This is a genomic window from Desulfuromonas sp. (assembly GCF_002868845.1).
Taxonomy (GTDB): domain Bacteria; phylum Desulfobacterota; class Desulfuromonadia; order Desulfuromonadales; family BM501; genus BM501.
On sequence record NZ_PKUB01000048.1, the window covers coordinates 88,471 to 102,241 of the forward strand.

10 protein-coding genes and 3 pseudogenes are annotated in these 13,771 nt (G+C 61.9%); 5 read left to right on the forward strand and 8 right to left on the reverse strand.

The genetic code is table 11. The features are described from left to right. Positions 1 to 45: 45 nt before the first annotated feature. The 4 genes and pseudogenes from C0617_RS14785 to C0617_RS14800 all read right to left on the reverse strand — a co-directional run. Entirely contained in the window at positions 46 to 1,746 is a 1,701-nt protein-coding gene (locus C0617_RS14785) for a potassium channel family protein (protein ID WP_291317808.1), read from the reverse strand. Between the two features lie 372 nt (positions 1,747 to 2,118). Continuing rightward, positions 2,119 to 3,366 (reverse strand): hypothetical protein, encoded by a 1,248-nt coding sequence (locus C0617_RS14790; protein ID WP_291317809.1) that lies wholly within the window; start codon positions 3,364 to 3,366, stop codon positions 2,119 to 2,121. Beyond that, positions 3,366 to 3,956 (reverse strand): NAD-dependent epimerase/dehydratase family protein (locus C0617_RS14795; RefSeq protein WP_291317810.1); only part of this gene is annotated, 591 nt, incomplete at its 5' end. The genes C0617_RS14790 and C0617_RS14795, both read right to left, overlap by 1 nt. Before the next feature lies 1 nt (position 3,957). After that, positions 3,958 to 4,389: pseudogene (locus C0617_RS14800) on the reverse strand (NAD-dependent epimerase/dehydratase family protein); the annotation flags it as partial. Between the two features lie 171 nt (positions 4,390 to 4,560). Here C0617_RS14800 and C0617_RS17210 point away from each other — a divergent pair. Then, positions 4,561 to 4,680: pseudogene (locus tag C0617_RS17210) on the forward strand (hydrolase); the annotation flags it as partial. Between the two features lie 255 nt (positions 4,681 to 4,935). Here C0617_RS17210 and C0617_RS14805 read toward each other — a convergent pair. The 4 genes and pseudogenes from C0617_RS14805 to C0617_RS14820 form a co-directional block, all read right to left on the reverse strand. Continuing rightward, positions 4,936 to 5,433, reverse strand: a complete 498-nt coding sequence (locus C0617_RS14805; protein ID WP_291317811.1) for a YqhA family protein — start codon at positions 5,431 to 5,433, stop codon at positions 4,936 to 4,938. Between the two features lie 432 nt (positions 5,434 to 5,865). Beyond that, positions 5,866 to 6,921 (reverse strand): annotated as a pseudogene (locus C0617_RS14810) (SO_0444 family Cu/Zn efflux transporter). Further along, entirely contained in the window at positions 6,918 to 7,283 is a 366-nt protein-coding gene (locus C0617_RS14815; RefSeq protein ID WP_291317812.1) for a metalloregulator ArsR/SmtB family transcription factor, read from the reverse strand. The pseudogene C0617_RS14810 and the gene C0617_RS14815 overlap by 4 nt, the downstream one beginning before the upstream one ends. A 27-nt stretch (positions 7,284 to 7,310) precedes the next feature. Next, positions 7,311 to 7,544: a hypothetical protein gene (locus C0617_RS14820; protein ID WP_291317813.1), complete on the reverse strand. Its 234-nt coding sequence runs from the start codon at positions 7,542 to 7,544 to the stop codon at positions 7,311 to 7,313. Positions 7,545 to 7,750: 206 nt separating this feature from the next. Here C0617_RS14820 and C0617_RS14825 point away from each other — a divergent pair, with 206 nt between their 5' ends. From C0617_RS14825 to C0617_RS14840, 4 genes are all read left to right on the forward strand, one after another. Beyond that, positions 7,751 to 8,131 carry a hypothetical protein gene (locus tag C0617_RS14825; protein ID WP_291317814.1) on the forward strand — a complete coding sequence of 127 codons (381 nt, stop codon included), beginning with the start codon at positions 7,751 to 7,753 and terminating at the stop codon, positions 8,129 to 8,131. 103 nt (positions 8,132 to 8,234) lie between these two features. Continuing rightward, positions 8,235 to 9,584: a TolC family protein gene (locus C0617_RS14830; RefSeq protein WP_291317815.1), complete on the forward strand. Its 1,350-nt coding sequence runs from the start codon at positions 8,235 to 8,237 to the stop codon at positions 9,582 to 9,584. After that, positions 9,581 to 10,996: an efflux RND transporter periplasmic adaptor subunit gene (locus tag C0617_RS14835; protein WP_291317816.1), complete on the forward strand. Its 1,416-nt coding sequence runs from the start codon at positions 9,581 to 9,583 to the stop codon at positions 10,994 to 10,996. The genes C0617_RS14830 and C0617_RS14835 overlap by 4 nt, the downstream gene beginning before the upstream one ends. Positions 10,997 to 11,006: 10 nt before the next feature. Next, positions 11,007 to 13,771 (forward strand): CusA/CzcA family heavy metal efflux RND transporter (locus C0617_RS14840; RefSeq protein WP_291317916.1); only part of this gene is annotated, 2,765 nt, incomplete at its 3' end.

Sequence of the window (13,771 nt, forward strand, 5' to 3'; positions counted from 1 at the left end):
AGTCCTGTTATTGCGGCGCTGTCCATCCAGGTTTTTGGCTGGTCATCATCTGAATTCTTCAGTGAAACTCTGGCGCTGTGATTCGCTTCCCAACATCACCAACTCGCAATCCGGTTCAAGAACCGTCGAAGCTGTCACCGGGACGACTCCGCCATCGGGCAGGCGCAACGCCAGCACGTTGAGGCCGGTCCGCGACCGGATATGGCTGCTGGCCAGGGACTGCCCGGCCAGGGGCGCAGGCGTGGGGACATAAAAGAGGTCGAAGCCCTCACCCAGGATCACGGACTCTCGACGCTGCAACAGCGACATAACGGCCTCGGCTCCCAGGGACGGGTAGCTCAGCACAAAGTCGGCACCGGCCCGGTGGATCGCTTCTATGTTACGCTCGTGAGTGATGCGGCTGATCACCCGGAGTTTCGGATTCAGGCGGCGGTAATACACCGCCAGGTAGATATTCATGGCGTCATCATTGGTGGTGAGCAGCACACTGGGGGCATCAGCCAAGCCCGCACCCATGAGCAGCTCCCGGTCAGCCGCGTTGCCGATGAACAGCTTGTCGGCGACCCCTTCAAGGGCATTCCGCAGAGACTCCTCGCGCTCGATCATATGCACGGTCACGCCACGGCTCCGGAGGGTCTGGGTGGTGGCGCAGCCGACCTTGCCGCCACCGACCACGAGCACCGGGTTGAAATTGGTGTTGTAGATCACCAGGTACGTGTCGAGTTCGGTGATCTGTTCTTCCGTTCCCATCACCACCGGAAAGCTTCCGTCGACCAGGAGGGTATCAGGGGTAACCGGGACCATGCGCCCCCGTTCCCACACCGCCACCACATTCAAGCCGAAGCTCTCCCTCAATTGCACATCCCTCAAGGGACGGCCGACCAGCGGGGTGTTGTGCACCGGAAACTCCGCGATCAGAAGATCCCCCAGTCGTCCGACCACGTGGCAGTGGAGATGTCCGGCGTTGACACGATTGGCAAGGTGCTCCCCCAGCTGGAGCTTGAGGGGCAGGACGTGATTGCTGCCGGTCAGTTCCAGCAGGTCGATGGACCGCTCGTGTTCCGCCACCGCTGCGATGGGCACGTGCGGAGAAAGATCCCGGATCGTCAGGGTGATATTGGTGTTGATGGTGTCGCTGCAGTTGGCGACCACCATCCGCGCGTGCTCCACCTGCAACGCCTCGTAGGTTGCCCGATCCTCTACGCGTCCGGTAACCACCGGAACACCGTCGATTTGTCGTTGCGCAGCCTTGACCGGGTCCGGTTCGATCACGAAGTGGGGGATGTTGTGAAGTTGCAACCGTGCTCGCAACGCCGTGGCAAGACTGTCCAGGCCGCACAGGATGACATGGTCTCGGGTGCCGGGGGGGACGGCCCTGGGCGCATGAAACCGCATGCGGGATTCCATCCAGGGGGCGTAGAAGAAGCGGATGAATACGAATGGCAACACGATCAGCAGCAGTACGACGCCCGTCAGCAGAACCACGATACTGAACAGGCGACCCACATCACTGTGGAAGGTGATGTCGCCGAAGCCGAGAGTCGTCATGACCGTGAGGGCCCAGTAAACTCCCGTGACCCAGGAGTGCTCCTGCCCCTCGACGTGGTACATGATCAGGTGAAAGCCGACGGCAAAGAGCGCCACGGTCGCCACCAGAAGGAGCGAATAGCTTATCAGCGCCCGGATATTGGGGCGGGCGCGTGCCGGGAAAAGGAGAGACATCAACTGGCTCGAAAAAAACTTCATCGGGTATCCGTGAAAATTCAGATCAACGTGAGAAACAGGCTTTTCTCCTGTCGATCAATTTGAATGGCAAAAACCATATGTCCGTTATTGAGAAGCAGCCTCACGAGTTGTTCTTGCCTCAATCTCTGCAGTGTAAAACATCCATGGGTCTGCCTCAGCCCGAGGATACCACAGTTGAACCTATTGTATTTGGGGAATTATTGGCCGGCCTGGTGGGTGGGCACTCCGGTCGACCCATTGTATTCTTAGGCTCTCCTTTGTATTGGCAGATCGGCCATAATAAGTTCCTAAATAAAAAATATGGGGACATAATACCTATTTCCAAAAATAAATAGGTATTATGTCCCCATATTTCGATGCCGCTGCCGGGGGTCACTGCTGCCACTGATGCAGGGCGGTGCGAATGATTTCGAAATAGCCCCGCTCCCGCACGACTTCTTGATATCCCGGAACGGCTCCCACCCACTTGCCCAGTCGGACGTTGCGTTCCTGTGTGAGATAAAGGGTGGGCAATCCCATAAGCGCCGGTCCGTCCATGCCGGCAGTGGTAACGCCAATCTGGCCCACCAGGCCGTGGCGGTATCTCAACTCTTCAAACAGTTGCAGTTGAGCTCGGCGCATGTCCGGCCCCTGGAAGAGCGGCTCTTTCCAGCAAAGGGTCAGGTCTACTCCGCTTGTCGGAACAAGCTCTAGAGGAACAGCATCGCCGAAAAAGATGGGTGTGAGCCCGGCATTCAATACCAGTTCAGAAAGCTGACGCAACTCATCGAAACAGGTATTGCGCAGGGCATCGTGGTCACCCGTTCGTACCCAAAGCAGTACTTTCTGCTCTGGATTCCCGCCCACATTGCCATCGATCCATGATCTTAAGGAAGCCGATGGCGATTCGTCTCCGAGGAACGCTGTGCGAAGGGTGCACTGTGCTCCTGGCGCGTCGGCGTGAAAAGCCCCGGCGATGATATGAGTCAGATGCTTGGGACTCGCCGGACGAGACCGATATGGGCGAAGGGATCCTTCTAACCCGGCATCGAAAAGGAATCGTTTGGCCTGCAATTCCCGGGCAGCGCCAGGTCTGATCTGGATGGGAACGCCGGCAAACAGTGCCGCAGCAGCCAGGTACCAGCCTTCGCCAAAGGAAAAGCCGGGATCGGCATGGAAAGTGTACGCGCGGTTCCGCTCTATGACGATTTTCCTGGCGGCTTTTCCGGCAACTTCAGCTCTGCGGGCAATCGCTCTCGCTTTGGCCGTATTAAGTAGCTGGGCAAAACGTGCGGCCTCCAATGCCGCATCTTCTGCATTGCAAGCGATCTGCTCTACTCGCTGCCAGCCATCTTCGCAATCTTCCAATGTGGGCGCCCGCTGAGATCCGCGAGAGAGTTGCCCGGCACCATAGCGCGCATCCTCTGCCCGAGCCGCCTGAGCCCGCAGCAACACCCATTGGAGCAACGCAACCTCTCGGCTTTCCTCCATGTTGCCCACCAAAACAACATGCTCCAGCCGAGCTCGATAGTCATCGCGCACTCCGGGCAGATGCAGCCTTCCCTCCAATGCCGTGGCCTCCGCCAAAAGATCGGCGGCCTCTTGTGCGAGCCCCCCGCTATCCGTTTCGTTATCGAGCATCACAGGATCTTCTTCGACCACGTCTTCGGCGCGAGCGGCCCGTCTATCTCCAACTCCACATTGTGTAAAAAAGGGCGGGGTCCGCGAGATTTTATCCAGTTGATCATAACGGCCAATCCCTCTTCGAGTTTCACCTTCGGCTGGTAAGCAAGTAGTCGCCGGGCTTTGTCGGCGCAGCAGTTAGCAAAGTAAACCTCCTGGGGGCGTCCATCGATCCGGTTCGGCTTCAGATCAAAATCGAGTAGCCGGGCGATAGTGGCTGCAAGCTCGTTAATGGTAACAAACTCATCGTCGGGACCGATATTGATAACCTCCTGGACACAGCGGTCGTCTGTGGCCATACGCAGAAGCGGATCCACCACATCGGAGACAAAACTGAAGCAGCGTCTCTGATTGCCGTCCCCGTATATATAGGGTTGACGTCCTTGCAACATCAGGTTGATGAAAATAGCGGCCACGTTGCGATAAGGATCGTCGTACCGCTGCCGAGCCCCGATGATATTGTGAGGAACCGCCACCACCCACTCCATACCGTGGGTTTCGGCAATATTGGCAAGCAGCCGTTCCGCACTCCATTTGGCGATGCCGTANGTAGGGATCCTGAGGAGCCGGCACCATATCCTCGGTAAACGGAACCTCATTTGTGCCGTACCTGGCCATGGACGAACAGAGAACGAAGCGCTTGACTCCTCCGGCCGCTGCAGCGGAAACAACTCCACTGGTCGCCGTTACAACGTTCCGGGTGACCAGATGTGGGCTGAATACGGAGAGGCCTTCATAGGCTGTGGCAGCGCAATGGTAGACAATATCGACGTCTTTCATCAAACCGGCCAGTGGCGCAAAATCATTGCAGTCGATTTGATGAAACCCAGCGCCACTCGGAACATTGTCAAGGTAGCCACCCGTCAGGTTGTCACATCCCGAAACTCCGTACCCTTCAGCCAGACACCTGTCCGCAATATGACTCCCTAAAAAACCTGCTATACCCGTAATGAAAATTCGTTTTCCGCTCAATTGAAGCACTCCATCCGGATTTTTTTATTAGAACCTGCATTGGTGCCCATCCGGAAAGTCCAGGTGGGCACTAATGATCCGGCGAATCATAGCACAAGTCATTGAATCGCCTAAGCACTCCAAAAGTCTCCGCTGAACCTATGAAAACGCATCGGGTCAAACCTGGACATGGGACATCGCAACGGCACCTTCGATCTCGCCATGCACACCTGGCGGGCCCCCTTCGACCGGATCGTCGCGCTGGGCAACGCCCGGCAGATTCCGGTGTTGACGCCCGAGATGGGGGAGTCGGTCAGTCTGCAAGGCACCATGGGCGGTAGGCCATGGTGGGCGGGTGTGGATGGCGGGGCGGAGCCTGGACGGGTGGAGGGGAGGGGGAGGTTGCAGCTAAGCTGCTTTGAAGCGGGATTTGGGTTTGGAGGGGGCAGGCAGGTTGTTGCGGAATCCCAGAGGCGCAATACCTATTCTAATATGTCTCGCGCAGGCCAAGCGATGGTGCCTTGCCGGTGAAATTTAAAATGAGTATTATGTCCCCGGAATTCGCCTTTGACTGGTTCAGCCGCCGGCTTGGCCGGCCCCTCCCCCTTTCTTCCCCTTGCTGCCTAGAAACCAGGTTAGCGCCGCGATGACCATGGCGATGCCGGCACCAAAGCCGAAGAGGTCGCGCACGCCGTCCCAGGTTACCACCTGGCCGAGAAAGGTGACCGCCAGCACGACGATCACCACCCCGACAAGCTTGTTCTTCAGCCCGTCCAGGTCGTGGATCTCCAGCCAGTGCGGCAGGGTCAGGGTGTCGTCAATGAAGAGCTCATAAAGGCCGAGGGCGACAATGTAGAAGACAGTGCCGAGCAAAAAGAGGTCGACCATCTCGATGAAGGCCAGCGCCAGAGCCTTCGCCCCCTTCTGCGAGACTTCGCCGTAGGAGACCGTCTGCTTGATCAGGATGATGACTTCGATGCCGCCGTAGATTAGCAGGGCGGTAGCCGCGAGAAAGGCGCCGGCGACGGCAATGAGGATGAGGTAGCGGCTTCGGGCGAGGACATTCTTGATCATGGGGGGGAGAGACTCCTTGAGATGTTGGTGTTTTTTCGCGGGAGTTCCGGTGACACGAGAGTTCCGGGAGAGTTCCGGGGACAGTATATTCAACTCTTCTTCGAGAGTGGTAGATTCTAGTTCAAAGTGCACCACGCGCTGCCTGCCAACGGCCCCTGGCCGCTCTCGGAGACGGGGCCGTAAGAGACATGCGCATCGTGGAGGGGGTCGAATGGTGGCTGTCCTTTTTCAGGGGGTGCGTGTTGAATCCTGGTAGCGTCCAGGAGGGGCGAGCCAAACCACACAAAATATGGGTGTCCCCAGGGGGGCGCATTTTTTTGAGCAGATCCTGGAGAAGGCCCCGATATTGCCGTTTCACCTCACATGTCGTTCTTCGATGGCGCAGTTTGAGTTCTAATAGCGTCCAAGGTGGGGAGCCAAATATCAAAACGCTCACTTTTTCCCAAGGGATATCCGGCTGCGGACAATCAGCAGCAGGAGCACCACCGCTGCGGCGGTCGCAAGAAGGGGCTCTTCGGTTGCCACGGGGCGCTGCACCCAGTCAGTAATCTCCCACCCGGCCCATCCGTAGAGCCGGTTGGTCAGCCAGCCCAACAGCAGCGAGCAGGCGGCGATTGCGAACAGATAGACGCCGGTGGCCCTCCGGCCCCAGAATTTTCCGACGATGGTGACCGTTGCGGCGTTGGTCGCAGGCCCGGCCAGGAGGAAGACCAGGGCGGCCCCGGGCGAGATCCCCTTCAGGACCAGGGCCGCGGCGACCGGGGTGGAGGCGCTGGCGCAGATATAGAGGGGGATCCCGACCACCAGCATGATGAGCAGGGAGCTGAACTCTCCCGCCAGGTAGCGGCCGAAGAAGTCTTCCGGCACGAAATAGGAAATCAGCCCCGCAATGGCAATGCCGAGCAGCAACCAGCTGCCGATGTCCCCCAGCAGGTCACCGAAGGCGTAGCGCAGTCCATCCCGCAGGCGGGTGGCCAGGGGAGGGGTTGTCGGAAGGGGCGAGCAACTCCCGCCTTTTTTCCCCGGTCAGCCGCAACCGGAGGGGGCCGGAGTGAGATTCTTCCCGACGGGCGCCTCGTCCGGCAGGCGGTTGATAAGCAGGCCAGTCGCTGTGGCGGTGAAGAACGCCGCCAGCGGCCGCACGATCGTCATGACCGGGTCGAGCAGGGCGTAGGTGATGGCGATCGAATCGACCCCCGATTCTGGCGTGGAGACCAGAAAGGCCATCGATGCGCCCTTGCTCGCACCCTGCTTGCGCAGTCCCACCGCCGCCGGGATAACCCCGCAGGAGCAGAGGGGGAGGGGAATGCCGAGCAGGGAGGCCTTGATCACCGACCGTGTGTTGTTCGCCCCGAGGTGGCGGGCGACCAGGTCATCCGGGATCAGGCCCCTCAGCAGGCCCGCGGCCAGAAAACCGAACAGGACATAGGGGGCCGATTCAGCGAGAATCCCCCAGCATTCGGTCAATATCCCGAGTGCCGCGTTCATCGGGGGACGGGTCCTTCTTCAACATGCCGCAACCCCTCGGCGAGAAGGGAGCGGATGTTTTCATCGTTCAGTGAATAGTAGACCATCTTTCCCTCTTTGCGGTACCTGACCAGCTTGGCGGCACGCAAGAGGCGCAACTGGTGAGAAACGGCCGAAGAGGTGCTTTCCAGCAAGGCCGACAGGTCGCAGACGCATAACTCCGCCAGGGAGAGGGCCTGAAGAATGCGGACCCGCGTAAAGTCGCCCAGGACCTTGAAGATATCGGACAGATCCCTCAATGTGCTCTCCGGGGACATCCCTTCCCTGGCGGTTCCAACCCGTTTCTCATCGACGAAATCGACCAGGCAAATATCTGTTGACATGCCACCTCTCAATATGTTAATAAGTATTCAAGTGTTTTTATAATCCAGGGGCGGGCAGCTGTCAAGGGCCTCTCTGCCCGGATTTCCGTAAAAAGTGAAGCGTTCGGCGGTGCGATGAAGAAGTTTCTGTTTGTGGTCCTGGCTTCCCTCGTTTTCGGGTCGATTCTTGCCATCGCCGGATGCGGCCGTTTCGGGCACGGACTCCAGGGCGGGATTGGTCATCCGTGCGACCCCGGCCAGCACCGGTGCAACTGCTCCCACCCCTGATCGCCGCAAGGGTTCTTCTCGAGGCGGTCATTGAACCCTTGTCTTCAGGGAGTGATTCGATCGGTCCGGGTCATCATGTATCAGACCCCCTTGCAATTTGACTCCACGTTCGGATATCATTAAAACCTATGAGATTGCATCGGTCTCGACATGTTGTTTCCCTCGTTAGCCTGCTGATTCTCATGCTCGCCGGACAAAGCGTGGCTATGAGCTATGTCTGGTGTATCGGTGAGGACGGCCATACCGCCCTGGAGTATGCGGCCGGGGACAGTTGCGGGCCTGCTCCGGAGAAGCGGTCCCATGACCACCATTCGGAACAGTCTTCCGACCTGTCCTCCCACATGTCCTCCGAGGACGAGCACTGCGGGCCTTGTCTTGACCTGCAGGCCTCTGTCGATGCCGGACCGACCCGGCAAAGGGACACCCAGGAGCTGTCCGACCAGCTTCCCCTGCCCGCCATTATTCAGACTCCGTCGGTTCCCGCCTTCGTACGGGTTCTGACGACCAGTCTTCACCCTCAACCGCCACCCCGCATTGCCCCATCGATCCGTTCCCACCGCACCATCGTTCTTCTGATTTGATACCCTCCCCCCGCAGTCTATCCTAGCGTTCCGGGACCTCCACGGTCTTCCCGGGAAACGTCCATTTCTAAATTCCAAAAGATTATTGCACGGAGGTAAAACCATGCCCTTTAAGGCCTTGGTTGCTTTCGGTGCCGTCGTCGGCTTCGGATTTTCGATCCTGCTGGTTCCCGCTTGGGGGGCTGAGATTGTCCCCTCGGTGCGGACCGCGGTTCAGGAAGATAGCGCCGCCGCTTCAGCACCGCTGACGCTCGACGAGTCATACACGAGGACACTGACCGGCAGCCCGGTACTGGCGGCCTTTTCCAAAGAGATCCAGGCCGGAAAGGCCGAAGCTCTTCAGGCCGGACTGCGCCCCAACCCGGAGCTTTCCGTCGAAGTGGAGAATGTGGCCGGGAGCGGCGACTACTCCGGCTTCGACAGCGCCGAAACCACCGTCCGGCTCAGCCAGCTCGTCGAGCTGGGGGGGAAGCGCCGCCTGCGCCGCCAGGCCGGCGATCTGGAACGAACCGTCGCCGACAGGGACTTCGAGGCTGCCCGGGCCGCTGCGCTGGCCGAGACGGCCGGTCGCTTCGCCGCACTGCTGGCTGCCCAGGAGCGGCTCGCCCTGGCCGGGCAGCAACTTCGACTGGCCGAACAGGTGCTGCGCACCGGGGAAGAGCGGATCGAAGCGGGCAAGGCGCCGGCCGTGGAAAGGCTGCGGCTGCAGGCGCTCGTCGCCGAAGCCCGTCTCGCGCAGGATCAGGCCCGCCAGCAGCGGGCCACGGCCCGCCAGGCCCTGGCCGCTGCCTGGGGGGGCGAAACGGCCGATTTCGATAGGGCGGCAGGAGAGTTTGAACACCTTCCGGCCCTCCCCGACTGGCTTGAGGTCAGCGGCTGGATCGCGCAGACTCCGGCGGTGGCCGGCCAGGCAGCCAGGATCGAACAGTCCCGGCAGAAGGTGAAGCTGGAAGACGCCCTGGGCATCCCCGACCTGACCGTCAGCCTGGGAGCCAAAGACATCCGGGAGACGAACGATCGGGCCCTGGTGGCCGAGTTTTCGGTACCGCTGCAGTTTTTCGACCGCAACCAGGGGGCGCGCAGCGCGGCCCGCGCCCGTCATGCCAAGGCCGGTGAAGAGCACCGCGCGGCCCTGCTGCAGGCGCGGACCGATCTGGTCGAGGCCTGGGGGCGGATGACTGCCGCCAGGGGGACCGCCCGGGTGCTGCGGGAAGAGATCCTTCCCGTCGAGCAGCAATCCTTCGAGGCGATCAGCTACGGCTACCGGGCCGGGAAGTTCGGCCTGCTCGAGATCCTCGGCGTCCAGCGCACGCTGTTCGAGGCCAGGGGCCGATACATCGATGCCCTGGAGGCCTGCCATCAGGCGGTCGCCGAGATCGAGGGACTGCTGGGGCGAAAAATTTCGAACTCTGCCGCTATTGCCGGTATCGATACGGAACGAGGTGAATCATGAAAAAGCCCGTCAGTTTATTTGGAGTTATAGCGCTTCTCGCCGGGGCCGTGTTCTTTTGGGCCGGGGCGGAGACCGTTCCGACCGCCCTGGCCATAGGGGGCGATCCCCACGCCGGCCACGACCATGGCCGCGAAGAGCCGGATGCCCACGCCCAGGAGGATATTGACGACCTGTTCGGCGACGAGGATGAGCACGAAGGGCACGGCCATGCCGCGGAAAATGCCGGGCATGAAGGGCACGGCCATGGGGCCCTGGACGGGATGTGCGTCGAACATGGGGTCATGGAGGCGGAGTGCGGCCTCTGTCAGGGCAGCCACCTCTCCTCCCTGGAACCGGGGCAGGGGATGCTGGTCCGCCTCTCTTCGTCCGAGGTCGCAGCCAAGGCCGGAATCTCCACCACCGTGCCGCAGCAGTTGTCCCTGGCATCCGGCGTGGCCCTGCCGGCCCGGGCGGAGTTCAACCGCAACCGTTTCTCCCGCATGACCCCGCTGGCGCCGGGCACGGTGCGCCGCGTCCTGGTGCAGCCTGGAACCGTTGTGCACAAGGGGGACGTTCTGGTCGAGATCGCCACGCCGGAGATCGCTACGCTGAAGGCCCAGTTGCTGGCGGCTCGGGCCCGAGCCGCCCAGGCCGATGCGGTCCTCGATCGGGAGAAGGACCTCCTGGAGCGCGGCATTACCTCCCGCCAGGAATATCAGCAGGCGCTGGCCGAGTCCCGGGTGGCGCAGAGCGAGCTTGATCGTTTCCGCATGCAGTTGTTGAATTTCGGCTTGTCGGCGGGCGACCTGCAGCAACTTCTCCAGGGCAGAGGCAACGGCGCGCTGGTCGCCGTTCGCGCTCCCTTCACCGGGGTCGTTTCCGAGTTGGCCGCCGCCGTCGGCGAGAACGTTTCTCCCGGCGACCACATCCTGACCGTGGTCGATCCGGACATCCTCTGGGTGGAGCTCTCCGTTCCCGAGAGCCGGATCTACCAGGTGAGGGACGAAGCCCCGGTCGAGGCCCGCTTCACCGGTCTGCCCGGCCAGGTCTTCCGGGGGCGGATTTTTCAGGTCGGCGCCGCCGTGGATGAGCGAAGCCGCACCCTCACGGCCCTGGCCGAGGTGAAAAATCCCGGTCACCACCTCAAGGCGGGGATGTTCGGCGAGGTTCGCCTCCTTGGCGGAGACGAGACCGAGGTCCTGGCGGTCCCTGCCGATGCTCTGCAGAGCATCGACGGATTGTCTTACCTCTTTCTCCAGCTGGAGTCCGACCTGTTCGAGGTGCGCCGGGTGGAAACCGGCGCCCAGGAGGGGGGCCTCGTCCCGATCCGATCCGGGCTCTCTGCCGGCGAGCGGCTGGTGTCGGCCCAGGGGTTCGCGCTGAAGTCCGAAATATTGAAGGCGCGGCTGGGCGCCTCCTGCGCCGACCACTAGGGGGGTGACGATGCTTGAAAAACTGATCGAGGCAACTCTGCGCAACCGGCTGCTGGTGGTTCTGGTCTTTTTGGCCACCCTCGGAACCGGGCTGTGGGCGCTGGTGAGTCTGCCGGTCGATGCCTTCCCCGATACCACCCCGGTCCAGGTTCAGATCAATACCATCGCACCGGCCCTGGGGCCGGAAGAGATCGAAAAACAACTCTCCCAGCCGGTGGAGTTGGCCATATCGGGCCTGCCGGGGCTGGTGCATGTCCGTTCCATTTCCAAGTTCGGCCTCTCCCAGGTGGTGGCGATCTTCGAGGATGAGATGGCTATCCTCGACTCGCGGCAGCTGATCATGGAGAGGTTGGCCAGTGTCGAACTGCCCGAGGGGATCGAACGTCCCGAGCTGGGCCCGATATCCACCGGTCTCGGCGAGGTCTTCCACTACACCCTGCGCTCGGACAATCCCGAGCGGACCCTCGATGAGCTGCGTACCCTGCACGACTGGGTGGTCAAGCCGCAGCTGCGCAAGGTCGCCGGGGTGGCGGAGATCAATTCCTGGGGGGGGCTCGAGAAGCAGTATCACGTCATCGTCGCCCCCGAGACGCTGATCAAATACGGTCTGACCTTCGACGACGTGGCCACCGCCCTGAGGGAGAACAATGCCAATGTCGGCGGCGGTCAGGTGGTCGTCGGCGGCCAGACCCTGCTGGTGCATGGCCTGGGGCGGGTCTCCGGGGTCGACGACATTGCCGACATCGTCATCTCCGCATCCGGGGGCGTGCCGGTCCGCGTTCGGGACGTGGCGGAGGTCGCCATTGATCATGAGCTGCGCCGCGGCGCGGTCTCGGCCGACGGCAGGGGGGAGGTGGTCCTGGGCCTCGGCTTCATGCTCATGGGTGAGAACAGCCGCGAGGTCGCCACCGATCTGAGACGTGCCCTCGATACGGTCAGGGAGACCCTGCCGAAGGATATCGTCGTCGAGGCGGTCTACGACCGCACAGACCTGGTCGAGCAGGTCATCGATACCGTAAAACACAATCTGGCCGCCGGGGCGCTCCTGGTCATCGCCGTCCTCTTCCTGCTCCTCGGCAACCTGAGGGCGGGGCTGCTGGTGGCGGCGACCATCCCCATCGCCATGCTTTTCGCCGCCCTGGGAATGCAGCGGCTCGGGATCGCCGCCAGCCTCCTTTCGCTGGGGGCGGTCGATTTCGGCATCCTGGTCGACGGTTCGGTCGTCATGACCGAGGCCAACCTGCGCCGCCTGACCGAGCGGCAGATGAAGCTCGGCCGTCCTCTGACCCCGGCGGAGCGTTTGTCTACCATCGTCGAGTCGAGCCGCGAGGTGGTGCGGCCGATCGTCTTCGGCATGGGGATCATCGTTCTGGTCTTTCTGCCGGTGCTGACCCTGCAGGGGGTCGAGGGGAAGATGTTCGGGCCGATGGCCTGGACCTTCATCTTCGCCCTGCTCGGGGCGCTGCTGGTCGCGGTCTTCCTCTCGCCGATCCTCTCCTACCAGTTCCTCCCGAAGGTGCTCAAGGTCAAGGAACGCCGCCTCGAAGGGGGCCTGAAGCGGCTTTACGGCACACTGCTGCAATTTGTTCTGCACTGGCGCAAAACCTTTTTGGGGATGGTGGCCCTGGTCCTGGTCGTTGCCACCCTCTTCGCTTTCCGCCTCGGCGGGGAGTTTATGCCCCGTCTCTCCGAAGGGTCTCTGGTGGCGAGCGTCGTGCGTCTGGCCGGGGTTTCGGTGGACGAGTCGGTCGCTTACAACACCCGGATGGAAGAACTGCTGCTGGCCGAGTTCCCCGATGAAATCCGCCATGTCTGGAGCCGCCTTGGCAGCGCCGAGGTGGCCACCGATCCGATGGGGACCGAGTTGACCGATATTTTCATGACCCTCCATCCCCGGGATAACTGGACCAGGGCAAAAAGCCAGTCTGACCTGGCGGCCGCCGTCGAGGTGGCCCTCCACGGCCTGCCGGGGATTCGCACCGTGCTCACCCAGCCGATCGAGCTGCGGGTCAACGAGATGCTCTCGGGCATCCGGGGCGACGTCGGGATCAAAATCTACGGTGATGACTTCGATCGCCTGGTCGCTCTGGGCGAGCAGGTGGAGCATGCCATGCTGGAGATCCGCGGGGCCGCCGACGTGGCGGTGGAGCAGATCACCGGCCAGCCGACCCTGCAGATCGAGGTCGACCGCGAGGCCTTGGCGCGTCACGGCGTGGCGGCCCGGGATGTGCTCGATGTGATTGCCGCGGTGGGAACCCCGAAGATCGGCGAGGTTTTCGAGGGGGAGAGGTCCTTCCCGCTCGTGTTGCGCCTGCCCGACCGGCAGCGTAACGACCCGGCGGCGCTGGCGCAGACCCTGATCCCGACCCGCACCGGGGCGATCCTTCCGCTGGAGGCGGTGGCCGCGGTGCGGCAGGTCGAGAGCCCTTCCACCATCAACCGTGAGTGGGGCCGGCGCCTGATCAAGGTCCAGGTCAACGTCCGCGACCGGGACATCGCCTCCTTCGTCGCCGAGGCCAAGGAGAGAGTCGGCGCCGATGTGACCCTGCCCGAAGGGTATTCGATCGAGTGGGGCGGGCAGTTCGAGAACCTGGAGCGTTCGCAGAAAAGGCTGATGGTGGTGGTGCCGCTGACCCTGCTGTTGATCTTCTTCCTCCTCTATGCCAGCCTCAAGCGGCTGCGCGATGTACTGATCATCTACACCGGCATCCCCCTGGCCGCCGTCGGCGGGGTGCTGGCCCTCTACCTGCGAGGCATCCCCTTCTCCGTCAGCGC

Bases quoted from the DNA above. Each gene is read 5' to 3' on its own strand.
- C0617_RS14785 (WP_291317808.1), bottom strand. From the start codon at position 1,746: ATGAAGTTTTTTTCGAGCCAGTTGATGTCTCTCCTTTTCCCGGCACGC.
- C0617_RS14790 (WP_291317809.1), bottom strand. From the start codon at position 3,366: ATGCTCGATAACGAAACGGATAGCGGGGGGCTCGCACAAGAGGCCGCC.
- C0617_RS14805 (WP_291317811.1), bottom strand. From the start codon at position 5,433: ATGATCAAGAATGTCCTCGCCCGAAGCCGCTACCTCATCCTCATTGCC.
- C0617_RS14815 (WP_291317812.1), bottom strand. From the start codon at position 7,283: ATGTCAACAGATATTTGCCTGGTCGATTTCGTCGATGAGAAACGGGTT.
- C0617_RS14830 (WP_291317815.1), top strand. From the start codon at position 8,235: ATGCCCTTTAAGGCCTTGGTTGCTTTCGGTGCCGTCGTCGGCTTCGGA.
- C0617_RS14835 (WP_291317816.1), top strand. From the start codon at position 9,581: ATGAAAAAGCCCGTCAGTTTATTTGGAGTTATAGCGCTTCTCGCCGGG.